At 55.3% G+C, this 24,064-nt stretch carries 20 protein-coding genes; 11 read left to right on the top strand and 9 right to left on the bottom strand.

All coding sequences use genetic code 11. The annotated features are described in order from the left end of the window. The first annotated feature begins 245 nt into the window (after window positions 1-245). A complete protein-coding gene (locus Fuma_RS24410) occupies window positions 246-1,679 on the top strand; it encodes a hypothetical protein (RefSeq protein WP_077026420.1) in 1,434 nt (477 codons plus the stop codon). A gap of 104 nt (window positions 1,680-1,783) precedes the next feature. Then, on the top strand, window positions 1,784-2,881 hold the full coding sequence (locus Fuma_RS24405) for a leucine-rich repeat domain-containing protein (RefSeq protein WP_077026419.1): 1,098 nt from the start codon (window positions 1,784-1,786) through the stop codon (window positions 2,879-2,881). 582 nt (window positions 2,882-3,463) lie between these two features. On the opposite strand, the gene Fuma_RS24400 is transcribed toward Fuma_RS24405, so the two are convergent. Beyond that, window positions 3,464-4,753 carry a Gfo/Idh/MocA family protein gene (locus Fuma_RS24400; protein WP_077026418.1) on the bottom strand — a complete coding sequence of 430 codons (1,290 nt, stop codon included), beginning with the start codon at window positions 4,751-4,753 and terminating at the stop codon, window positions 3,464-3,466. 236 nt (window positions 4,754-4,989) lie between these two features. Here Fuma_RS24400 and mnmM point away from each other — a divergent pair, with 236 nt between their 5' ends. Further along, window positions 4,990-6,621, top strand: coding sequence for a tRNA 5-(aminomethyl)-2-thiouridylate-methyltransferase MnmM (gene mnmM / locus Fuma_RS36005; RefSeq protein WP_218922281.1), 1,632 nt, complete (start codon window positions 4,990-4,992; stop codon window positions 6,619-6,621). Between the two features lie 200 nt (window positions 6,622-6,821). Here mnmM and Fuma_RS24390 read toward each other — a convergent pair whose 3' ends face one another. Beyond that, window positions 6,822-7,622, bottom strand: coding sequence for a hypothetical protein (locus Fuma_RS24390; RefSeq protein ID WP_083732289.1), 801 nt, complete (start codon window positions 7,620-7,622; stop codon window positions 6,822-6,824). A gap of 188 nt (window positions 7,623-7,810) precedes the next feature. Continuing rightward, the gene (locus tag Fuma_RS24385) at window positions 7,811-8,572 is read right to left on the bottom strand and encodes an SMI1/KNR4 family protein (protein ID WP_229360952.1); all 762 of its coding nucleotides are present in this window, start codon (window positions 8,570-8,572) and stop codon (window positions 7,811-7,813) included. A gap of 1,229 nt (window positions 8,573-9,801) precedes the next feature. On the opposite strand from Fuma_RS24385, the gene Fuma_RS24380 reads away from it, so the two are divergent. The 3 genes from Fuma_RS24380 to Fuma_RS24370 all read left to right on the top strand — a co-directional run bounded on the left by Fuma_RS24380 (window position 9,802) and on the right by Fuma_RS24370 (window position 13,215). Continuing rightward, window positions 9,802-11,508, top strand: a complete 1,707-nt coding sequence (locus Fuma_RS24380) for a sulfatase-like hydrolase/transferase (protein WP_229360730.1) — start codon at window positions 9,802-9,804, stop codon at window positions 11,506-11,508. Between the two features lie 2 nt (window positions 11,509-11,510). Next, window positions 11,511-12,617 (top strand): cis-3-hydroxy-L-proline dehydratase, encoded by a 1,107-nt coding sequence (locus Fuma_RS24375; protein WP_077026414.1) that lies wholly within the window; start codon window positions 11,511-11,513, stop codon window positions 12,615-12,617. Window positions 12,618-12,852: 235 nt separating this feature from the next. After that, entirely contained in the window at window positions 12,853-13,215 is a 363-nt protein-coding gene (locus Fuma_RS24370) for a hypothetical protein (RefSeq protein WP_145944353.1), read from the top strand. 27 nt (window positions 13,216-13,242) lie between these two features. Here the strand turns inward: Fuma_RS24370 and Fuma_RS36475 are convergent, their stop codons facing one another. Both Fuma_RS36475 and Fuma_RS24365 read right to left on the bottom strand, forming a co-directional pair. After that, a complete protein-coding gene (locus tag Fuma_RS36475) occupies window positions 13,243-13,368 on the bottom strand; it encodes a hypothetical protein (protein WP_257787780.1) in 126 nt (41 codons plus the stop codon). Window positions 13,369-13,470: 102 nt separating this feature from the next. After that, window positions 13,471-14,313: an inositol oxygenase family protein gene (locus Fuma_RS24365; RefSeq protein ID WP_077026412.1), complete on the bottom strand. Its 843-nt coding sequence runs from the start codon at window positions 14,311-14,313 to the stop codon at window positions 13,471-13,473. Window positions 14,314-14,708: 395 nt separating this feature from the next. Here Fuma_RS24365 and Fuma_RS24355 point away from each other — a divergent pair, with 395 nt between their 5' ends. Continuing rightward, on the top strand, window positions 14,709-15,983 hold the full coding sequence (locus Fuma_RS24355) for a PQQ-binding-like beta-propeller repeat protein (protein ID WP_077026410.1): 1,275 nt from the start codon (window positions 14,709-14,711) through the stop codon (window positions 15,981-15,983). A gap of 12 nt (window positions 15,984-15,995) precedes the next feature. Here the strand turns inward: Fuma_RS24355 and Fuma_RS24350 are convergent, their stop codons facing one another. Together Fuma_RS24350 and Fuma_RS24345 are read right to left on the bottom strand one after the other, a co-directional pair. After that, window positions 15,996-16,568 (bottom strand): nucleotidyl transferase AbiEii/AbiGii toxin family protein, encoded by a 573-nt coding sequence (locus tag Fuma_RS24350; RefSeq protein WP_077026409.1) that lies wholly within the window; start codon window positions 16,566-16,568, stop codon window positions 15,996-15,998. Further along, a complete protein-coding gene (locus Fuma_RS24345) occupies window positions 16,555-16,806 on the bottom strand; it encodes a hypothetical protein (protein ID WP_077026408.1) in 252 nt (83 codons plus the stop codon). The genes Fuma_RS24350 and Fuma_RS24345 overlap by 14 nt, the downstream gene beginning before the upstream one ends. Before the next feature lie 299 nt (window positions 16,807-17,105). Between Fuma_RS24345 and dgt the strand changes: the two genes are divergently transcribed. Then, window positions 17,106-18,389, top strand: a complete 1,284-nt coding sequence (dgt, locus tag Fuma_RS24340; RefSeq protein ID WP_077026407.1) for a dGTP triphosphohydrolase — start codon at window positions 17,106-17,108, stop codon at window positions 18,387-18,389. 40 nt (window positions 18,390-18,429) lie between these two features. On the opposite strand, the gene Fuma_RS24335 is transcribed toward dgt, so the two are convergent. Then, a complete protein-coding gene (locus tag Fuma_RS24335; protein WP_077026406.1) occupies window positions 18,430-19,053 on the bottom strand; it encodes a hypothetical protein in 624 nt (207 codons plus the stop codon). A gap of 193 nt (window positions 19,054-19,246) precedes the next feature. Here Fuma_RS24335 and Fuma_RS24330 point away from each other — a divergent pair, with 193 nt between their 5' ends. Further along, entirely contained in the window at window positions 19,247-20,626 is a 1,380-nt protein-coding gene (locus Fuma_RS24330; protein ID WP_077026405.1) for an outer membrane protein assembly factor BamB family protein, read from the top strand. A gap of 240 nt (window positions 20,627-20,866) precedes the next feature. On the opposite strand, the gene Fuma_RS24325 is transcribed toward Fuma_RS24330, so the two are convergent. Next, entirely contained in the window at window positions 20,867-22,327 is a 1,461-nt protein-coding gene (locus tag Fuma_RS24325; protein WP_077022387.1) for an IS66 family transposase, read from the bottom strand. Between the two features lie 556 nt (window positions 22,328-22,883). Between Fuma_RS24325 and Fuma_RS24315 the strand changes: the two genes are divergently transcribed. Together Fuma_RS24315 and Fuma_RS24310 are read left to right on the top strand one after the other, a co-directional pair. Beyond that, window positions 22,884-23,186, top strand: coding sequence for a transposase (locus tag Fuma_RS24315; protein ID WP_077023269.1), 303 nt, complete (start codon window positions 22,884-22,886; stop codon window positions 23,184-23,186). Beyond that, window positions 23,183-24,061 carry an IS3 family transposase gene (locus tag Fuma_RS24310; RefSeq protein WP_077022414.1) on the top strand — a complete coding sequence of 293 codons (879 nt, stop codon included), beginning with the start codon at window positions 23,183-23,185 and terminating at the stop codon, window positions 24,059-24,061. Before Fuma_RS24315 ends, Fuma_RS24310 begins: the two co-directional genes overlap by 4 nt. The last annotated feature ends 3 nt before the right edge of the window (window positions 24,062-24,064 follow it).

The raw sequence follows: 24,064 nt of genomic DNA, 5'->3' as shown, positions 1-24,064 counted from the left end.
AGCAAAACCGATAGTGCCCGAGGTCTCATGAGCCCGAACCGCCCACGACAAAAAGTACACGGCTCTAATGCGGGCGTATTGCAGTCTGATTGTGCTGAATACTCCAAATCTGACAGTCACGGTTGGTAGCGAATTTTGGTGGTGTTGTCTTTTTGCAACGTCTGGGGCTGATTCTCGTGCCATGCTTGGGAACGGATAAATCCATTTCCGTTCCTTCGCATCACGTCCGCCTGAGATTCCCAATCATGTCGTCTGAAACAAAGAACTTCCCCTGGTGGGCTTACGCGGTTCTATTGGTTGCAGGTCTGTTTGCCTTCTGGCCATCGGTGATGTTCGACTTCGTCAACTGGGACGATCCGGCCTACGTGCTGCACAACGACCTGATCAAAAGCTGGTCGCCATCAAACCTTGTTGGCGTCGCGACCGAAACGGTGACTCGCAATTTTGCCCCGTTAACCATTCTTTCACTACTGATCGATCACACAATCTGGGGCCTGAATCCCAGCGGCTACCACGCGACCAATGTTCTGTTGCATCTGGTTAATGGAGTGCTGGTGTTGCTGCTGGTCAAGCAACTCACAAACAACCGCTTCGTGGCATGGACGACGGCGGCGTTGTTTCTGGTTCACCCGGTACAGATTGAAACGGTGGCGTGGATTTCGTCGCGGAAGGGACTGCTTTCGGCCACGTTTATGCTGGCCGCGCTACTTGTCCGACTGAGGCCGGACCTGAAGCCGAAGAATGAAGCCTGGTACGTTCTGTGGCTGGCGGCGGCGTTGCTGTCGAAGGCTTTGGCAGTCGTCGTTCCGGCTGTTGTGCTGGCCTACGATGTATGGGTCCGTCGTCAGACATTTGCGGATGCGTTCGTGCGGCAGGTGATTCCTGGCGTGATGTGTCTGCTACTGCTGTTCAAGACGATGGCGTCTCAGCATTCGATTCTGGGCGGTCTTCGAGGCCACCTCGATTACAGCATTTGGCACATCATCGCGATCGATACCACCATCATGTGGCGGTACATCGGCATGATGTTGTGGCCAAGCGATCTGTGCGTGCTGTATGACCCTCCGACGGTCGGAATCTGGAAATCGGTCCTGCTGGCAACAACGGGTTGGTTGCTGGTCGCCGCAGCGATCTGGAAATACCGCTCCAAATGTCCGCTGATTCTTTGGGCGGCCGTCACTTATCTGCTGCTGCTGCTGCCGGTATTAAACTTCTTCAAAATCACCACACTGATGAACGACCGGTACCTGTACCTGCCGTGCATTCTGTTTTTTGCTGTGGCGGCGTCGGGTGTTAGTCGGTTGTTTTATGGGGCGGAAGTGCACGCAGATTCTGCCCTGCACTACCTTGCCAGAAGCATGAAGTTGTCGGTTGGCTTGGTAGCCGTGTTGATGGCACTGTCGGCTACAAGACAGCATTTACCCGTCTGGCGGAACCCGGATACGCTGTGGACTCACGCTATGAGCGAAGTCCCTCAATTACCCGTAGTGCGAATCCAGATGGCGTACACTCGCTACGACGTAGGCCAGAAGCGGGAAGCAGTTCGCATGCTGCAGCGAGCTTTACTGGAATGCCAGCCGGACAAACTGGACCGCCAGCGGATCAAGGACACCATTGTGTCGTGGAGCGAAGAGCTGAATTCCCGCACGGCTCGACGGTCGATGGCGACGACGCAATAGACGTTGTCATTCCGGCGAAAAGCCTAACGTTTGCTACACGACACTCAGCGTTTCCTGTACCGTAGTGAAGTCTCAAACTTCGATCCTTACTGCGGTTACTCCCCATGAAATTGCTGCCAATCCTGCCTTTTTTGCTTCTGTTTGGCTGTCAACAGACGAACGACACCCCCTCCGATTCTTCAACAAAAACGCCTGCCGTTGCGACCACGCCGGACGATGCAGATGCCGTCACTGCACTGGAAGCTGTGGGTGCGAAATTCAAGCGGTCGGCTGCCGGAAACATCGTAGAAGTAAATCTGCGAGACACCGAAGCGACCAATGACGCCCTGTCGCACGTGGCGCAGCTGAATTACGTCACGTCGCTGTTGTTGAACGAGCTGCCGATCGCAGCGGACGGAATTGCTTTTCTGGCCGACACCAAGTCACCGCTGGCGAACCTGGACCTGCGAGACTGCACGGTTGGTAACGACGCTCTGGCTCATCTGAAGAACCTCAAGACACTTAAAGCCGTCCGGTTGAATGGCGTGAGTGGAGCGACTTCTGTTGACGATGGTGGCCTGGTCCATCTGGCCGATTTGACCAACCTGAAAGTGCTGGCACTGGACGGCCTGTTTGTCAGCGAAGACGGCCTTCAGCCGCTCGACAAGCTGGTGAATCTGGAGGAACTTTACATGAAGTCCACGCTGATCAGCGACGACGGACTGAAGTTGCTGCACCAGTACCCAAAGCTCAAAAAGTTGCGGCTGGCCTTCAATCAGGTGTCTGACGATGGCCTTGCTCACCTTTCCGATATGAATCAACTCACGGATCTGGATCTCAGCGAAAACTCTCAGCTAACAGACGCCGGGATGGCTCACCTATCAAGCCTGACGAATCTGAAGAAGCTGAATCTGTGGCGCTTGGCCATCAGCGACGCGGGTGTCGAACACCTTGCTCCACTGACGAATCTGGAATGGCTGAACCTCGACAATACTCAGCTATCGGACGCTGGGCTATCTGCGTTGAAGGACATGAAAAAGCTGACCTTCCTACATTTGGGTTCTACGACTGTTTCTGACGCCGGTTTGCCAATGCTCGAAGGCCTCACAAGTCTCAAAGATCTGAAGGTCACGCGAACGGCCGTCACGGCAGAAGGTGTGGCGAAGTTGCAACCCAAACTGCCTGACACCAACATTCAGCTGAAGTATCTCGAAGGTCAGTAGAGTGTGTCAGGTCCGGCGAAGTTATCAACAAAGCTGTTGATAACTTGTTGCTTCCCTTCTTAACCACCGCTGCAAAGTCGGGCCGTTTTCAGGGTCAGCCTTTCAGCGGTACCTGGCCACTGTTGTTGTTTAACGCTTTGATAAACAGCAACCTCCTGGACTTCACCGAGCTTGTTCTGGTGCTTCTTACCAGACGCGTTTTGTCGTAACTCTTTGTTCAAAAGCTGCTTACGATCGCCGACAGCCAAGTTATCAACAATTTACGGCCACTCTCTTATTACTACTACTTTCTTATTTCTATATTTGTTTAAACACAGCATCGAACGACAAAGCACGCTTCAATAAGCAGGATCAAGTCCTTCGGCTGGAGGACTTGCAACGGCATTAAGCGATTCAACCCTTCCCTGCTAAGTCACAGAGAAGGGTTGAATGATCTAAAACAACTCCGCCGCCGATTCAGCTTACCACCGCAATCGGCCAGCCACGGCAATCGCCCGTCGGGGCGACCCGACCCAACACGAACATCGCCGCCGATTCAGCTTACTACCGCAACCGGCCAGCCACGGCAATCGCCCGTGGTGGTTACACCACCCAGCCTGAGCGGTATTCTTTGGTGATGTAGGCGTCGGCTTCGGGGCAATTGGTCGCCTTCAGGTTCTTGGCATCCCATTCCAGCGACTTACCAGTTCGGTAAGCCACGTTGCCCAGTAGTACGGTTTCCGTCAGAGCACCAGAGTAATCGAAGTTGCAGGTGGTTGGTGAACCATCTTTGCAAGCCTTGATCCATTCCTGATGATGTCCGATCGATTTTGGAATCGTCTGCTCAGGGGGCTTAAAGCCGGTGAACTTGTCGCTGGGGTACAGACGATATCTGCCGTAGTCGGCGAACATCTTGCCTTCCGTACCAACAAACATAACGCCGCTGGCTGGCACTCGTTCGCCGGCCACCTGCTTGGGAATCATGTCGCCGTCGTACCATGTCAGGTTGCAGGTCGGGAACTTGTAGCGAACGACCAGGCCGGTTGGACACATTTCTTCGTTCACTTCGGCACCTTCGGCTTCGCAGTGAGTCGGGTGCTTCAGATCAAGAGCCCAGAATGGCAGGTCCATGAAATGGCAAGCCATGTCGCCCAAAGTTCCCTGACCGAAGTCCCAGAAGCGACGCCATTGAGCAGGATGGTAGCGGCCAGCGACGTAGGGACGTTCTGGAGCCGGGCCGAGCCACAAGTCCCAGCTCAACCATTCTGGAGGTGCTGATTCTTTGCCCGTCAGTTCGGTGATCCCCCAGCCTTTGCCGACCCAGACGTGAACGTCCGTCACATCGCCAATGGCACCGCTTTGAATGATTTCGACAACGCGGCGATAGTTGTCACCGGCGTGAATCTGAGTGCCCAACTGAGTGGCGACGCCGGCTTCCGCTGCGGCTTCGGCGATCATGCGAGCTTCTTTCACGGTGTGCGTGAGCGGCTTTTCGCAGTAAACATGCTTGCCCGCTTTGATGGCCTGCATGGTTGCCGGAGCGTGATGATGGTCGGTCGTGGCGACGGTGACGGCATCGATCTTGTCGCCTTCCGCTTCGATCATTTCGCGGTAGTCCGCGTAGACGCGAGGTTCGAGCCCGTTCTTTTCGATCAGCATCTTCTTGGACGCTTCCAGATATTTACCGTCGACATCACACAGAGCGACGATATTTTCTGTCATGACGCCATTAACGTCAGCAGCCGCTCGGTTGGCGGTACCGATGCAGGCGATGTTTAGCTTTTCCAAAGGGCTGCGAGTGGGGGCTGCCGTGGCATGGCCCGCATAAATGCCAGTGGCCAGAGCGGCAGCGGTGGAGGTCTGTAGAAAGCTTCGGCGTGTTTGGTTCGTCATGGAAGAAACTCCGTAAGGTGGCGGCGATCGCGACTCTTAGAGACATCGGACTCAAGCTGCGAGCAGACGCGGGGTGGGTGAATTAGGCAGGTAATACCTGGAGAATACGCGAAACCGGGGTAGAAAAACAACGAGAAGATTGGTCGAAAGCGGGAGCGTGGCAGAGAAGGCTCGCTTTTCTGAAAAGGCGGGCTTTGCACGCAGCAACGCTTCACGAAGGCGACCACAATCCGAACATGTCGACTCATGTTCAAACCATTATCGTCGGACAGGGCCTTGCCGGATCAGCTTTGGCGTGGACTTTGTCCACGGCTGGCCACAGCCTGATGATCGTTGATCGTGGCGAACCAAACTCGGCTTCGCGAGTGGCGGCGGGACTCGTCACGCCCGTCACGGGAAAACGGCTGGTTCAGTCACCCGACTTCGAAGCCGATTGGGCACCGGCAACCGCGTTTTACCAGAAGGTCGAACAGCGAACCGGGCAGCATTTCTGGACAGAAGCACCGATGCTGAGGTTGTTTGCGAATGAACACGTGAGAGCCGAATTTCTGCAACGCAGCGACAACCAGCAGGTACAGTCCATCGCATGTTGGGACGGTCTGCTGCAGGCAGAAGGGCAACCACAGCTGGGGATCGTCATGCAGCCCGCAGGTCGGCTCAACGTGCCGGCCTACCTCGCCGCCACACGAACACACTTTGAATCTCTCAACAGTCTTCGCTGCGAAGAATTGAATTTCGCCAGAGACGTCGAATTCACTGACCGACAGGTTACTGTGAAACGACTTGATCTGATTGCTAAACGGATCGTGCTTTGTCAGGGAGCGACCGCCAACGACTACTTTCCCAACGTCCCTAATAATCCGGCGCGCGGTGACATACTGAAGGTGCGTATCCCGGACTACATTCGACCGGAAGTGGCCCACCGCAGCGTTTGGATCGCGCCGAATTCGGATGGGACGCAGAGTGTCGGAGCGACCTACGATTGGAACAGCACCGTGGCAGAACCATCGTCGGCCGGTCGAGACGAAGTGCTGCACAAACTGGGACGCATGGTTGACGGCGACGTGGAAGTTGTCGACCACACGGCAGGAGTACGACCGACCATGAAGGACTACGAGGCTGTGCTGGGTCGCCATCCGAACATCCAACAACTGTTCGTCTTCAACGGACTCGGATCGAAGGGCACACTAAAGGCTCCTCGGCTGGCGGCAGAACTGTCGAGCATACTTGACGGCGAAGACAACATTCGAGCAACCGTTTGTTATGACCGTCTGAAAACGACAAGCGAAGTCGAACGACGTCCCCGGCCGTTAACTCAACGAGCCCAGGAAGCCGTGGCGAGCGTCCTGCAGCCTGGCGATTCCGCAGTGGATGCCACGGTCGGCAACGGCTTCGACACGTGTTTTCTAAGCCGCACAGTTGGCCCAACAGGTTTCGTCATCGGCTTCGATGTCCAGCAGTCGGCTCTTAACGCAACAGCCAAACGCCTTCAGGCGGCTGACCTGCACAATGTCACGCTGTTGCACAAAGGCCACGAAACACTTGCCGACGAAGCCACCAGTGCACAACCTCCCACGGCGATCATGTTCAACCTCGGCTTCCTGCCCCGCAGCGATCACGCCATCACGACTCAGCCGCGTACGACAGTCAAGGCTATCACCGCCGCTGTCGAACTTCTCAAGCCTGCCGGAGTATTAACAGTCCTGGCCTATCGAGGCCACGCCGGCGGTCCGGAAGAATTCGCCGCTGTCGAGCAACTGTTGCAGAGATACGCTGACACGCACGATCTTCAAACAATCAACAGCACTCCCGCAAAGGCCACATCGCCGGTGCTGTTCGTGCTGAAAAAGGCGACGACTAAAACATAGCGAACACGCTCTTCCGCAAACCGATGTCCCTGGGGATCTACAGGAGCCCTGCTCTACCGCGCTGATGTCAGGTCCGGCGCACGTGCCTGACAATTCAACCACAGCGTATTACGCTGACTTGTGGCCGCGGCGAACCGTTTTCGACAGTAAATCGCCTATCCCGACGAGCCCAATGCGGCCACGTGTTTAGGTAAACTATTCTAAGCATCTTCGATATTCGAATCCAGGACATGTTCGTGGCTGCGAAGGTGTTCAGAGCAATAGCACAGGTCTCCGCTGCACTTGCTGCAGTAACGGAAATCCATGCTGGGGTCGTCCGCGTCCGTGAGGCCACAGGAGTAGCATTTGTGAAAGAACTCTGGCGGCTTCTGGCCGAACCGCTTTGCCTGGGATGCCATGAACCGCTGCCCCGACCGTGCGCGGCCGAAGATCTCTGAGCCAAAGAACAGGAAGAAATTCAGCGTTCCAGCCATCGCACTCAGCCGTTCAGGCCAGTCACCAAAAACAATCGTCAGCACAAAGAACGCCCACGTTAGCAATGCAAACCACTTAATTTTGACAGGAAGAATAAACGCCAGCATCAGTTCAAAATTTGGGTTCAGATACGCGAACGCCAAAAACACGCTGCCTTGTAGAAAGCCGTTCCCCGCCGGCGCTTCGGGAGAAATGAATGATGCAGCGACTGTTGCCACGTAGCCAATCAGCAGAAAAACATTGAACCGAAACGTGCCCCAATACTGCTCTAAAGCGGTGCCCATCAGGTAGAACAGGTACCAGAAGAAAAATGCCCAAAGCAGAGCGGTGCCGGGCGGCAGTATCAGAAACGAAACCAGCCGATAGACCTCGCCGTCCAGGACTTTGGACGGAACCAGAACAAGACGCTCCCAAATCTGCGGATCACGCTGACCGAGCACAAACGCGGCAACCTGCCCCACGATCAGGATCAACGTGAGATTCGGAACGGCGAATCGCCCAAACTTTCTTTCGAGACGGGAGATCAAAGTATTGTCCTGTGTGCGCAGACTGAAAGTCCAGTCACGGTAGGGCAGGCTCCTGCCTGCCGATTTTGATTGCGTCGCGAAGCATTAATCTTCGAATCACGCAGATTGATTATCACAAACGTTTCGACATTCAAAGCTCAACGAGGCGTGCGGGAGCATGCCCTACAAAAACTGTACGGACCTTGAACTCATTCGGACTCGCTTGGTTGGAGTGACTGCAGATAAGCACGCATCTCCTGACGCTTCGGTCCATGAGCGAGTTCGGCTGCGACCTGTACCGAGCCGCCGACCTCAAAAAGACGTTTTAGGAAACTCAGTCGGTTGTTGATGACGGCTGTCTGCACGGCTTCGTCAAGATTCCCCCAGCCCACCCGTTCTGTCACGAGGCGATCGAATAACGGGAAGTTGTCTTGCCGAATGGTTTGCGCGAGCAATGAGATCTCACCGTCTGGTTCCAGGTCTCCTCCGTCATCGACAAACGCACAAACTTCGTCCCAACTCCCTTGGGCCACCACTTCAAGAGTTGGGGGGACTTCCTCAGGTTGAGACAACGTAGCAACGAATGCCTCCCAGTTTGGGGCGATCTCAAGCAACGTACCATGGCTCGCAAGAAGAACTGGTGAACTCGTCTGGCCGATTTTCAGGCAGATTTCTTCATCACCGAGCGTGGAGGCGATGGGGAGTATGTCATTGCCGCGTCGGTACTCGTTGAAGTCGTGAAAGACTCGGATGAGGCCCGACATGTCGGCTTCAACCGAATAAAAGACCAATATTGGGTACTCAAGAACGCATGACTCGAGTCTCGGCCAACAGACACCGCCATTGGTACTGAGGATGAACTGCCGATACCCGAAATCAACGGACCCGCCAACTTCTTTCTCCAATTGGGAAAGGGTCTCTTCTGATGCGGTTTCACCGCTTTTTCGAAACTCAAAGTCTGAGAGAATCATCATTGATGCTCCATGTGACCGGATGCCTTAGTCTTTCAACACCTACCGAACTCTGATCAGTAGTTTCTCGGCTGACACAATTTTGACGACCCGTCGGTCGCAATGCTAGCGGCCATCGCCCCCGGGTGAGAATCCGGCGACTCGTGTCCTCAACTGCCTGTTCGAAGGGCATTCTATTCTGAGGCGGAGCGAGAGGATCGTTTAACCCGCAGCCGGAGGCGCAGGCGTTGCTGGGGTGGCCTGATGAACGGTTCGGTCGCGAGAAGAAGTCGTTGTGAATTCTGCTGGCCCCGAACGGGGTTGAAGCACGTAGCCTTGGGCGTGAGCCCAAGGAAGAGTTGCTAAACAGGACACGAAGCCCGGAAAGGACGACAGCAGATTCTATCAACGATTTTGCTATCGCCCCGTTCGGGGCTTCGGCAACTTTGCTGATCCAACCGATGGCTCACGCCATCGGCTACGTGCTTCAACCCCGTTCGGGGCCAATCGCAAAGCCCTGAGCGTTGGGGGATGGTCACCAACCTTGACGGTGAATGCGTCGACGACGCCGGAACAGCATCCGGCCGAGACAGGAGACCCACGCTCATCGCATTCACTTCTTCTCAGGGCGTCTGCTCCGCGCACCTGCGGTTTATTAACGCGCACCTGTCGCAGGTGTGCCTGGGTTAGCAGGGAAGTTCGTGGCGATATCGCGGGATTCAGCGGGTTAATGATCCGCACAACGCGACTCAGCCGCAGAGTTTCTCTCGACCGGTACGCACCGGCGGGCGATTGGCGTGGTGCGCGCGTGACGGTGTGAGAGCTGAATCGCCGACGTTGCTCACGTTGTTCGCTGGAGGCGAAGGCGAGGACGTGAGTCCTCAGGTTCTCCGTCGATCGATCTCACCAGAGTAGAGCAATTGCAACCAGTGATCAACGCGAACGACGACTTCTATTCGGAGCGTCAGCTCCAATCGGCCGGCGGGCCGCCCCGCCCCGCCCCGCCGTTGAACGACTATTGCAAAAGTTTGCAACGGAGTATCATCTGCGGCGACCCGACAGCAAGCTGGCCAGGCCCAAACTTCCGTGCTGTTTGAACGGAAGAAAACCGAGGTGCCAACATGAAACTCAACTCAAGCTACGCACGTTCATCCGAGTTCACGAGCGGCAGATTGCAGCTTCCGAGGCGCAGCCAATTCGCTGGGCGCTGTCGCGGGTTGGTTGTTGTTGTGTGGCTGATGTTGGCATCTATGAGTGCCAACGCGCAGAAGCCCAATGTGCTTGTGATCCTCACTGACGATCAGGGTTGGGGTGATCTATCGTTGAACGGTAACACGAACTTAAGCACGCCAAACATTGATCAGCTGGCGGCGGACGGAGCGTCGTTTGAGCGGTTTTATGTGTGCCCTGTCTGTTCGCCTACGCGAGCTGAATTTCTAACCGGCCGGTATCACCCTCGCGGTGGCGTTTACAGCACATCCGCCGGCGGCGAGCGGCTGGATCTGGACGAAGTGACGATTGGTGACACGTTCAAAGCGGGTGGTTACCGCACGGCAGCGTTTGGAAAATGGCACAACGGAATGCAGTATCCGTACCACCCGAATGGTCGCGGATTCGACGAATTCTACGGATTCTGTTCCGGTCACTGGGGCAACTACTGGAATCCGATGCTCGAACACAACGGCGAAATCGTCAAGGGTAACGGCTTCATCATTGATGACCTGACAGACCACGCGATCGATTTTATGAAGGCCGACAGCGAAGAACCTTTCTTCGTATACCTGCCGTACAACACGCCTCATTCGCCCATGCAGGTTCCGGATCGCTGGTGGAACAAGTTCAAAGATGCGGAACTGAAGCTGCACAACCGTGAACCGAAAAAGGAAGACGTTCCACACATTCGAGCTGCGTTGGCGATGTGTGAGAACGTCGACTGGAATGTCGGTCGTCTGCTGAAGATACTGGATGAAACCGGCAAGGCCGATAACACGATCGTGGTCTATTTCTGTGACAACGGTCCCAACGGAGTTCGCTGGAACGGTGGTATGAAAGGACGCAAAGGTTCGACGGATGAAGGCGGAGTGCGTTCGCCGTGTCTGATTCGCTGGCCGATCATTATTCCTCGCGGACAACGAGTCCGTATCAACGGCGCTGCAATAGATCTGTATCCGACGCTGGCCAACATGGCGGGTCTTAAGAGAGTCAACGGAAAGCCGTTGGACGGAATTGATCTTTCGATGGCCATCTACGGTCACCATAGAGGCAACGACGATCGCATCATCGTGTCTCATTGGAGAAATCGGGTGAGTGCCAAGTCGGGTCGCTTCCGCATGGACACCGATGGAAAGCTGTTCGACATTCATGCCGATGGTGGACAAACCAAAAATGTGTCGTCACAACATCCGACCACGGCAGCTCAATTAAAGACTGCCATCAAGGACTATCGAGCCAACGTGCTGGCTGGCTATGACGATGATCAGCGGCCCTTCGTGATCGCTCATCCCGACTACCCCGTCACGCAGATTCCGGCTCGTGACGGGAAAGCTCACGGCGGGATCAAACGTTCGAATCGGTTTCCTAATAGCTCGTTCTTTACCAACTGGACTAACACCGACGACAGCATCACGTGGGACGCAGAAGTCCTGGCGGACGGGAACTACGAAGTGGAAATCTACTACACGTGCCCGGCTGGTGACGAAGGCAGCGAAATTGAACTATCGTTCAATGACAGCAAGTTACGAGGAACGGTGGCGAAAGCTCATCCGTCGAAACTGGTCGGAGCCGCCGAAGACCGAGTCGAACGCGCGGAATCGTACGAACAAAACTGGACCAGTATCAAGCTGGGCAAAATCGCATTCGATGCCGGTCAGGGAACGCTGACGCTGAAGGCCGTGAAAGTACCCGGCAAGACAGTGATGGATTTCCGCCTGCTGATGTTACGCCACAAGAAAGACTGACCTTGAAAATTACTCGTATCGCCGCTTACCAGATCGACCTGCCTCTGCATGAAGGCAGCTACAAATGGTCGGGCGGCAAATCTGTTGATGTGTTTGACAGTACTGTTGTCCGTATCGAAACCGATTCTGGTCTGGCTGGCCACGGCGAAGTCTGTCCGCTGGGACCGTTCTATCTGCCCGCGTATGCTGCTGGTGTGCGAGCCGGAATTGCAGAACTGGCTCCGCATCTGATCGGTCAGGATCCGATGAAGCTTGGTCCGTTGAATCATCTGATGGATAAGGCCATGAAAGGCCATCCCTATGTGAAATCAGGCATCGACATGGCCTGCTGGGATATTCTTGGTCAGCACGCCGGGCTGCCCGTGTGCGAACTGCTTGGGGGACGTTACAGCGACGACTTTGTGCTGTACCGAGCGATCTCGCAACAGCCGCCGGAAGAGATGGCTCGCAACGTTGAAAGCTATCGCAACGAAGGCTACCGCCGCTTTCAGTTAAAGGTCGGTGGCAACCCCGACGAAGACATCGAACGTATCCGCGCTGTTCGGAAGATTCTGGAACCGGGCGACAAGTTGATCGCCGACGCAAACACCGGCTGGCTGATGCACGAAGCGGCTCGAGTTGTCCGAGCTGTCCGCGACATTGACGTGTACATCGAACAACCGTGTCTGTCGTACGACGAATGTCTGTCGATCCGTCGCCGCACGGATCATCCGTTTGTGATGGACGAACACATCGACAGCATCGACGTGCTGATGAAAGCTCATGCCGATCATGGGGCCGATGTCGTCAATATCAAGATCAGCAAGTTCGGCGGTCTCACCAAAGCCAAACAGGCACGCGACCTGTGCTTGTCGCTGGGCATTGCGATGACGTTAGAAGACAGTTGGGGGGGCGACATCGTGACCGCCGCAATCGCCGGTTTGGCTCACAGCACACCACCAGAATTTCTGTTCACCAGCACCGACTTCAACAGCTACGTCACCGTCAGCAACGCCGCCGGAGCACCTCAGCGCCAGAACGGACGCATGGCGGCTTCGACAGAACCAGGCTTGGGCATTCATCCACGGTTCGAGTTATTTGGTGAGCCATTGGTGGATGTGACGCCGTAGCCGTCACGGCTGGCGTTAACACGTAGGCGAGTCTCTCCGAGGCTCGAATTAACGTCTCGGAGAGACGCTGCTACGTGGGCAGACTTCGGCGTCCCTGCCCGCTAACTCGCCGGCGTACATGACCGCTGCGAGTTCTGACGAAAACGGCACGGAAGCTCGCGACCATTCTGCGTTACAGAGTCCAACGGATAACTGTTGTCGTCCGATTCACGCTGTACCCCGTCGAGGGCTCATCATGTGGACTCTGTATCAAACCTTCAACGCCATCGAAGGCGGACTTTGGTTCGTGGTCGCCGCGCTTATTTTCTGGAAGGTGGATCGGCCGCAACGACATCAGAAAATCGGCGTGCTGCTGGGAGTTTTCGCTTTCGCTCTGTTCGGCATCACCGACTTGCTTGAAATCAGCCGGGAGGCACAGATCCCGCTGTGGCTATGGATGTTCAAGATTGCTTGCGGAGTTCTCATCCTGGCCGCTCGCTACACATGGCTGGGCTGGGCGAAGTTTCGCTGGAGAGACCGGGAAGTGCTGTTTGGCGTGGCGTGTCTGCTTGCGGTGGTGTCCATTATCAGTCTTCAGCACTACGCGCCGCCGCCGTGACGTGAGGCCGTCCGCACGGCGAATATCCTACAGCGCGAGGTTCGCAAAGAAGGCATCCAGCAGCTTGCCGAACTGCTCAAGTTCGGACTCGCGATTGCTGCGGACTGACGTGGCTGAGATTTCCGATTGGTTGTTGCTCAGTGAAGTATTCATGGCTGACTCCGGTGATTGAGGGTGTCTGGTAATCACCAAAGCGTACGCCACGTAAATCTGTTACACGCAAATCGCTGTTGGTCCGACTACAGCGAATCTGCTCTACCACCAGATTTGATCCGGAAAGAACTTCGCCACAAGTTCCTGATAGTACGGAGTCAGCCCTGCGACATCCGGCGGTACGTCGGTTTTCGTATACAGATCGTACTGGTTGAATTTTCGCACCCAGCGAAACATGTCGCGGTCATGGTCGTTCATCAGCCAGTCGTATTCGGCTTCGCGATGAGCCGCATAGAAAGAATGAAAGCGGATCATGTATCGAGCCTCTTCCGGAACATACGGCTTCACGACGTGATACAGATACTCGTCGTGCCCCCACGACATCAGCACGTTGTCCAAACCGCAACCGCGTTCATAGATGCCGCATTCCGTTTGGTAGTGCGCAACATCGGCATCCGGGTTGTGAGCGAAAAATTCCGGGTACACAATCTTTTGCGACCATGCACATCCTACAGGAAAAGTATCGCCCGTGACCGCCCATTGAGGTTCGTCGAACAGGCACAGCACCTTGCCCATGTCGTGAATCAGCCCGGTCAGGATAAACCAATCCGGATGCCCGTCGGCTCGAATCGCTTCCGCCGTTTGCATGGCATGAGCGATCTGAGGCAGCTCGATATCCGGATCACTGTCGTCGACCAGTTGATTCAGATAATCCATCGCCTCCCAGATCCCCATTTGCCGCGTCTTCGGCGGCAGATACGTCTTCCGAATTGCTTGATTGAATTCCACCGTTTGGTAGACGTGATTCTGGCGATAGAATTCCATCACCCCATCGCGAGTGTCATCGTTGTAATTCCGAAAGCCGTCCTCGTCTTCTTGAGGATACCGCTGACGAACGTCGTCGTCCCATTCGTCGATATTGTGCAGGGGTTGAGTTGGTTGCATTTTAGAACTCGCTGAAGCAGATCGAGGAGGCGAATAGCATGGACCGGAAAATCACCGCATGCTCATTGTGGCTTGCGGTGGTTGTAATGGTCCAGCAAGAAGCAGCGCCGAAATACTGATTAAGGCGAGGAGATTTGATGTCACCGAAACGCAGATCCTCGCCGGTCTTCTTGATGATCTGAGCCTAAGCAGTCAGGCAAACGCTGATTTCACACGTGTCTTGCCTGCGGCTCACTAGCGATTCTATCCGGATCGCATGCTGGCGGATTAGCAGAAAGCCTTCAAAGCGACGACACGTCACAACGGTATTTCTGCCGCAGTTCTGGTAGGCTGCCGAGCACTGAAGCCAGCAAGAGTGTTCACTACGTATGACCCGCGTTTACGGAAAATACACGATGAGAAATCTTCTCCTATTCACCACTTTGATCGCCAGCCACGCTTTCGTTGCCAAAGCCGATGACTGGCCACAATGGGGCGGTCCGATGCATGACATTGTGTGGCGGGAGAACGGCATTGTAGACAAGCTGCCGACCGATGGGTTGCTGCCGCGAGTCTGGTCGGTGCCAGTGGGCGAAGGGTATTCCGGCCCTGCCGTCGCGGATGGGCGAGTCTACCTGACCGACCGAATTCACGCTGACGGCACTGAACGAGTGCTATGCGTGGATGCCGAAACAGGTAAGGAAATCTGGAAACATGAATACCCGGTGCGATACACCGTCAGCTATCCGGCTGGTCCGCGAGCGACTCCGGTCATCAACGATGGCCGCGTGTATACGATCGGAGCTGAAGGACACATGTTCTGCTTCGACGCAAAAACGGGCGACGTGATTTGGAAGAAGGAGTTTCAAAAAGACTTCGGTACGAAACTGCCCAACTGGGGCATGGCCGCCGCACCACTGGTAGATGGCGAAAAACTGATCACGCTTGTCGGCGGCGCGGATGGAGCGTTGGTTGTGGCGTTCGACAAAGCAACAGGGAAAGAGCTGTGGCGTTCGTTAGACGATCCCGCGATCGGGTACGCCCCGCCCGTGATTTACGAATTCGGCGGTCGGCGACAACTGATCATGTGGCATCCGGCTGCCGTATCGGCTCTGGATCCGGAAACCGGCGAAGTGATCTGGGAACACCCTTGGCAGATTCGTTTCGGCCTGACGATCCCAATGCCGCGCCAAATCGACGACCGATTGTTTTTGACCGCCTTCTACGACGGCCCGCTGATGCTAAAAGTTAGTGCGGACAACGCCGAAGTCGTGTGGAAAGGCCAGGGCAAGGACGAACAGAACACGGACGGCATTCATGCCATCATGCCCACGCCATGGATCACGGAAGCCAACATCTTTGGAATCTGCAGTTACGGGCAACTACGAGGCCTCGACACCGACACTGGCAAACGTCTGTGGGAAACGTTCGACGCCACCGGCCGCGGACGCTGGTGGAATGCTTTCATCATTCCTCACGAAGACCGCTTCTTCCTGCACAATGAACAGGGTGACCTGATCATCGCCGACCTCACGGCAGAAGGCTACAAAGAAATCAGCCGCGCGAAACTGGTGGAACCGACTCGCAAGGTCCAGCGTCGCATGACGATTTGGTCACACCCGGCATTTGCCATGAAAAGCGTGTTTGCAAGGAATGACAAAGAGCTGGTTCGTGTGAGTCTGGCGAAGTAAGGCTGGTGTCAGCTACTGCAACTCATCCGGCTCGTTCAGTGTCTGCGTCAATAGTTGTCTCAAACCAAGAATTGCGGCAGTTTTTGCGATCTCGCATTGTTCGGCTTCCGAGGCGTTGCGATGAATTGCTCGGAGGTCACGTCGACTCTTGTGGCTGCCTTTGCTGATCCAAACCAACTTTGAGGCGGCGGCGTCTACCCGCGATACAACCGGCAATTCCTGTCCCTGGAAAACCTCCAGCATCACAGTTCGGTCCAGTTCGCCAGGAATCAATTCCCGCGCATAGACATCGAGTTTCAGGGTTTCCTGTTGGTCCAGAAGTTGAAACTGGCCGCCCTGATCGACTGCTGTTCGGATCGTTGCTTCGTCAAACAGAAAATCTGAACCTTCCAGCGTAGCCAAAAAATTTGCAAGCGATTCACTCAATTGCTGGGGGTCCACGACAAGATCGATATCCTGTGTCATGCGTGGTTCGCCGTAGGCGGTTCCAGTCAAACCACCCGTCAAGTGATATCGTATCTGCAGGCCGTCCAGAATAACGGCCAGTTTGTTCATCGTTTCCTGGAAGGCTTCAACAGGAAACATGGTCGATCTGTGCCTGAATGATTTTTCGCATGACTGGTTCGTCTCCGTACAGTCGCATGGCGACTCGCCATTTCAGTTGTTCTTCAGAAAGCTGATCGTCCTGTTTGAGGATCTGTCGAGCGATCTGCTGCTTCGTCCATTGGAACATTGCAGCGGACCTGGCAACCCGCTCTGCCGGTGTCAGTGCGTCGAGCCGGCTACGATAGATTTCTTCGACCGATTGGGGAGAGCTTGCCATGAAAGCGGTTTACCTGAGAAATGAGTCCCTACAGCGTTTCACGCTGACTTGTGGCCGCGGAAATCGGTTTTTGTCCTACTTGGGCCGGTTCCCACGAGCCAACACCGTCCACAACAAAACGTAAATTGCTCTAAGACAGGCAGCATAGCGGGTGTGATCACGTACCGCATCACCTGAGCGTACAAATCCGGATCTGACTTCGCTACAACCCGCCGCAGAAAGCGAACAACGGCGGAGGCGACGCAGTGAGCGCAACCGAATCGCGTCGGCAATTACAACAGCAGGCATTTTAGTACGGCATGTGGCAGGCATTTCTATCGAACAAACGAATTGGCAGTTCCCGCCCCGCTGCGCCCAGTGATGGGTTGCGGTCTGAGTTTCACAAAGACTACGACCGCATCATTTTCAGCAGCGCGTTTCGGCGACTCAGCGACAAGACTCAGGTGGTGCCGTTTCCGCAGTCGGACTACACGCGGCAGCGATTAACTCACAGCCTGGAAGTTTCATGCGTTGGCCGGTCGCTGGCGACCAGCGTCTACGGCATGGTGCGTGACGAGATCGGTGAGTTGGTGTCTCAGGGAGACTTCGAGGCGATCGTGGCTGCCGCGTGTCTGGCCCATGATATCGGCAACCCGCCGTTCGGACACTTCGGCGAAAAGGCGATTCAGGACTGGGCGACACAGCGTCTGGCGGCTTCCGAATTCGACGGATTGAACGACGCGGAACGAACCGACCTCACGAAGTTCGAAGGCAACGCGCAGAGTTTTCGAGTTCTTTCGCGACTGCAAATGAGTAACCGGCGCGGCGGCATGCGACTGACCGCGGCGACGCTCGGCGCGCTGGTGAAGTATCCTCGCCCGAGTCACGTTGCGGGCACGGCTCGCTACAAGAAGCATGGCTATTTTCAGGACGATGCCGAATTGTTCGGCGAAGTCTTCGCAGCCGCCGGGCGAGAACCGGACGAGCACGGACAATTCTCCCGGCATCCATTGGCGCTACTGTCCGAAGCGGCAGACGACATCTGCTACGCCATCATCGATTTGGAAGACGGATGCAAGGCGGGGCTGATATCCGTTGCTGAAGCGCTGGACATTCTTGAGGACATTCGTCCTGACAGCACGGGAAGCAGCGATATGCCGGATTCTGATCGGCTGTCCATGGGTCGAGCGATGGTGATCAACGAACTGGTGCAAAAGTCGGTCGACGTGTTTCAAGCTCACTTGAACGAAGTGCTTGACGGCTCATTCACCGGCGCGCTGATCGATCATACGCCGGTCGTGAAACCTTATAAGCTGGCCAAGACAACCGCGTACGAACGAGTGTTCAACAGCGAACGAGTGCTGGAACTGGAAGCCGCCGGTTATCGAGCCATTCATGGCCTCATGGAAATCCTTGTTGCGGCCGCTCTTGCAACGTCACCCAACGGCCTGGACAAACATATTCTGAAGCTGACCAGGCTGACGATTACCGACGACATGTCCGTCTATCAAAAGCTGCTGGCCTGCACGGATAAAGTCAGTGGCATGACGGACCGCTATTGTGTGGATCTGTTTCGCAAGCTGTCCGGTCACGCGATCGGCTGAACAGTGAGTTCGACCACGCTCGCGAATCCTGCGGGAATGACTACTTGTCAGCACCTTGCCGTTCCACGTAGTCGTCGCGAATTTTTCGAAGCTGCTTCCAGATCGCTTTGTCTGTGTCTTGCGGCGACACACACGCGAATAGAAAGTTGCGATCATTCTGTGTCCACGTTCGAATTTCGAGCTTCAACGTCTGCGGCTTTCGAGTGGCGAATGGTTCCACCCACTTGATCGTACCGCTGTACCGAATCGCGTCTGTGTTGTCAGTGCTGGTCGGTTTGTCGGGCTTGATCACTTCCAGCGTGCAGGTGAATTCCTTCGGGTCCACCGGCGACTTTGCTCCGTTCAGCACAGCCGTGCAGAGGCCTCGATAGTACTTCAGAAACTCTGCCTGCACCGTTGCCTGCGTCAACTTCGGTTCGGCCTTCAGTTCAAACGCGAAGGCGTAGCAGAAAAATGTATCGGAATCCGGTTTCATCATGCCGGGCGCAAAGCGAATATGTTCGACACCCTCAAACGTCATATCCTTCGCGAACCCTGGCGGCAGTGCGATGGTTTCACCACCCCAGTCCGACGGTGCCGTAAGCGGAGCTGTTTTCGGCTCGTCAGCAAGAGCAGCGAGTCCGGAAATCAGCAGAGTAGTGAAAGCGAGTCGGCAGACAGACATGATTTTGGCTCCCCAGCCATTGTGCCACAAAGGTCCAACAGAACGCCATTCAGCTTACGAAACCCTGGAACTGATGTCATGCGGCCGCTTTGAGCAGCAAAAACACGGCTCAATTCCCTATCGGCAGCGTTGACGCATTGCTGTTAAACTTTGGCGTGCGGGCAAATGAGTTGACTCAGGGAGGTGAGGCGAAATGAAGTATTCGATGTGGGCCTTCTTGCTGCTGGTGTCAGCTACCTGGCGAACCGGGGTCGTCGCTGATGACAACTGGCCTCAGTTTCGCGGTCACAACGGGCTTGGCCTGAGCGATGGAAACCCGCCGCTGACATGGGACGTCTCAGAAGGCACAAACGTCGAATGGAAAACACCAATCGCGGGACTCGGCCATTCATCGCCGATTGTCTGGGGCGATAAAAGTTTCCTGACAACGGCCGTGAATTCAGAAACCGAAAAGCCATCGTTAAAGACCGGCTGGCTGGGCGGCGCGGGCGAATCGGCTCCAGACAAAGGCCAATGGTCGTGGCAGGTCCTCTGCCTGAATCTCAGGACCGGCCGAATCGTGTGGACGAAGGATGCGCTGGTCGGCGAACCCGCCGTCAAGCGACACATGAAGGCGTCTCATGCGAACTGCACGCCGGCAACCGACGGCCAACATGTTGTCGCGTTTTTCGGTTCCGAAGGACTGTTTTGTTATGACGTCGACGGCAACCTGAAGTGGCAGAAGAGTTTCGGTGTGCTTCGATCCGGGCCATACGATGACAAGAAGCTGGAATGGGGCTTCGCCAGTTCCCCCATCATGTCTGATGGCCATGTCTTGGTGCAATGCGACTGTTTGAACACGGCCTTCGTAGCAATTCTGGACGTTCAGACGGGTGAAGAAATTCGTCGTATCGAACGCGAAGGCGAAGTGGCCACATGGTCGACTCCAGCGGTGATACTGCACGATGGACGTCGGCAAATTGTCTGCAACGGTTACAAGCAGATGGCAGGCTACGACTACGAAACAGGCGAACGCCTGTGGCATCTAAACGGCGGCGGAGACATCCCCGTGCCGATGCCACTGTTCGCCGACGGCTTGATTCATCTGACCAACGGCCACGGAAAGTCACCGTCTTACGCCATCAAGCCATCCGCGACTGGTAACATCACACCGTCAAAGAATGGAACAAAGAAAGACGGACTGGCATGGTGGGAATCCACCGACGGAGCTTACATGCCGACGCCACTGATACACGGCGAACTGATTTACACCTGCAACGACAACGGCCGACTTGCCGTGCGAGACGCCGCGACGGGCAGTCTCATTTATCGTCAGCGAGTCGGCACGGGCAGCCGCACCTATTCAGCGTCGGCCGTGGCAACGGCCAGTCACGTGTACTTCGCCAGCGAACGAGGCGAAATCACGACCATCGAAGTCGGCCAAAAGTTCCGCAAAGTATCACGAAACGAAATGGGCGAAGTCGTCATGGCCACGCCCGCGATCAGCGGCGATCGTTTGCTGATCCGCACCACGGACGCACTCTTCAGCATCAAAACGCCCGAACCCCTGCCCGCGTTTCCGACGCTGCCGTGATAGAAAACGACAGACCTTAAACGCCTCGATCGGCACGCATGTCTTTGATCACACATCGTGAGGCTTCACCTGGCTGTGAAGTTCTGACTTCTTCGCCGGCCCTGCCAGTGCCACATCTCGGCGTGAATATGGGTCACGTTCAAAACCAGTGGCACACGTAAAGTTTCAAGGTCTTATTGTTCGACGGGCTCAACAGGTAGCTGTCCATTTCCGCGTGGTGCGCAGCGTGAGGTGTGGTGTTCAGTTGGCGGGGACGAGTTTGGACAGTCGCGACTGACCGGGCGGCGCGGAGGTCAGGCCGACTTCAAGTTTCAGTCGATCAAACAGACTGAATCCATCCTGCTGCCACGTCATGACCTCGGCCACCACGGAACTGAGCGTTGGTGTTTTCAGATGGAGATTCAGCGATTCCAGGACGCTTGTAAGAATGCTGCGGCGACGGGCTCCCTTCGATGTTTTGCTCGTTCGACCTGTGCGACGGTCCATGGCCGCGCCGCGAAGACTGCGTTCCGCTTCGTTGTTCGTTGCTGGCGCGGCCGGGCTTGTCACAAAACAAAACAACTCCTCTTCCGTCATCAGCCGAATCAGTTCTGAGACCAGGTTGTCAAAATCCTTGCCGAAGTCGGCCGCCCGAACATCGGAATCCTCGGCGCAGTAACGCACCAGCAGAGCCGCCAGCGTGTTATCAAGTTCATCGACCTTCGCCGCACGACCGGCATCGCCAAGACGACCATCGGCGGCGTGGCGTTTGGCCGCGTAGAAAATTTCCAGCAGGCCGTCGAGCAGTCGCTGGTACTCTTCGTTGTCCGGCTTCAGCAGCGTCAGACGGATGGCCTTCCGCAGCAGGTGAGCCCAGCATTTCTGTGCGTGACTGAAACCTCGGTACACGGCCGCATCGTCCGAAACAAGCACGCCTCCAAACAACTCTTTCGACAGGATCTGAGCCAGTGTGTCGCCGTCTTTGCGGCATCCGAAGATCAGCACGCGCGCCTTCTCCGACAAAAAAGCCCACACGCTGTTGATACTCCAACTGGTTTCGTCTGCATGCACAATCGCACTGAACGCCATCAGGTCACACAGAGATTCGAATTCCTGTTCCCAACGCCGTGCCAGTTGATTCAACAGAGCGTCCGCCTGGGATTTGCCGAGCGGCAGATTCCAGAAGAATTCAATCAATGCACACGTCTTGTCGATCGACAGTCCCGTGATGGTCACAATGCGAGCCAGCGCGATATGAACTTCAATGCCGAATTCGGACCGCGGCCACACGCCCGGAATTTCGGATTTCTCGCCGTTGGGGCCGTGATAGATTTCATAGACGACCTGCACGGCTTGGCCGTTGATCACTCTCCAGACGAAACGTTCCCGAACGAAACGGCACTCTGCGACGTTGTAACCTTCCGGCAGAATGAGTTCGCGTCGTTCGGCGTTGTCCGCTTTCTGCTCGGTTGTGCGACGACCGCGACGCGCCGAGGATTGTTTTTTGCGACCTTTTCGGCGGCCCGTTTCAGCGCGGCGTCTCTCTTCCGCCGTCACCGAAAACGCCTCGTCGAGTCGCTCTGTGGGGTTCTTACCTTCGAGCTCTTCAATCCGATCACGCAGCCGCCGGTTCTCGTCCCGCAGCTCCGCAACCTCACGCTGCAGGCTAAGCACAAGCTGCTTCACTTCCACAGCGATGATCTGACTGACATCCGTGTCCATCCACCTGTCGTATCAAAATCTAACCGACAGAAAAAGACCAGTCTCCAAGCTGAAATGGACAGCTACGCTCAACAGTGCCAACGTGTTGAATAGTGAATGTGAAACAACAGAGGCTGCTGGCGTTGGCAATGCTGCGAATCACACTATCGTATAGGGGCGGATCAGGACGCCCACGTGCCACTATCTACGGGTCATGGGCATGTTTGTTGAACAACACTGTGGATGTGAGTACAGTGGTCACCCCAAAGTGTACTAAAAATTACTTACCCTAGGCGTCACTGCGATGAAGCCAGCTCAGATCATTCTTGTGCTCCTTCTCAATTCGGCAAGTTTAGCGGAGGGCCCTCCCACGTCTGTCTGCTTCTCGAACAATGAATTCGGGTATGATAATCGCTTCGAAATTGGCCCTGGCTCAGTTACTGGCGTGGCGCATTACAAGTGGTTCGGCACGGACAAAGTGCAAGACGATTTACTGCACTATCGAGGTTCGCTGAGGTGGTACAGGTTTCAGGGACACGTGAATCTCTTATTCTGAGTCCGTAGAAAGGACCTCAGGATGTCTCGGAAGAAAAAAACATCAGTCAAGAAATCGTCTCGCCGTCAGTACACGGATGAGTTCAAAGAAGAAGCCGTGCAGCTGCTTCTGGATGGGTACACGGCTCCTCAGGTTGTGGACCGGTTGGGCATTTCAAACGTCAACGTTTTGTATCGCTGGAAACAGGAGCAGCTGGAACAAAGTGGTCCAGTGGCAAGCTCTTTGGAGGCTAAGGTCAAGGACCTCGAAGCCGATCTGCGGCGTGTCGAACGTGAGAGGGACATACTAAAAAAAGCGTTGGCTATTTTCGGCCGCAACGAATAGCTGACGTCTATGCGGCCGTTGAAGCGATTGTTCAGGAAGGTCATGGAAACGTGGCCGAAGTCTGTCGTCATCTCGGTGTGAACCGAACTTCGTTTTATGCCTGGCAGACTGCTGAGCCCACGATCTTTGAAGAACAGGATGCTCAACTGGCTCCGTTGATAAGAGTCATCTTTAAGTGTCACCGCCGCCGCTACGGGGCTCGTCGCATTGCCGAAGACCTCAAGGAAATGGGACTTCCCTGTGATCGCAGGAAGGTCTCGAATGTCATGAAAGCCCTTAAATTAAAGGCAATTCAGCCGAAGTCGTTCGTTCCAAAAACGACAGACAGCCGTCATCGACTGGGCTATTCGCCGAACCTGTTGCTCGATGCGGACGCCCCAACAACGATCAATCAAATTTGGGTTGGAGACATTACCTACATCCCGCTGACTGACGGGACGTTTTGCTACATGGCGATGCTGATGGATCTGTTTTCCCGGCGGATCGTTGGTTGGCATCTGGATAACAACATGACGGAACAGCTGGTCCTCAAAGCACTGCGTTCGAGCATCAAAGAACGACAGCCTGACGTTGGATTGATTCACCACACGGATCGAGGCGGCCAGTACGCTGGCAATGAATACCGATCAATTCTTCGTCGGGCAGCAATCACACAAAGCATGAGCCGTGCTGACAACTGTTATGACAACGCATCCATGGAAAGCTGCTTCGGAACGATCAAGAACGAACTCGAAATGACCGATTACCAAAGCAAGGCAGAGGCAAGAAGAGAGATGTCAAAATACGTCCGCTACTACGTTCACGAACGCAGACACTCCAGCCTCGATTACAGGTCGCCAGCTCAGTTCGAACAGATCATCAATCTCCCAAAATAAGAG

It is taken from the genome of Fuerstiella marisgermanici, from assembly GCF_001983935.1.
Classification (GTDB): domain Bacteria; phylum Planctomycetota; class Planctomycetia; order Planctomycetales; family Planctomycetaceae; genus Fuerstiella; species Fuerstiella marisgermanici.
The sequence above is the reverse complement of the archived record's forward strand: the minus strand, read 5'-3'. Positions and strand labels throughout refer to the sequence as shown.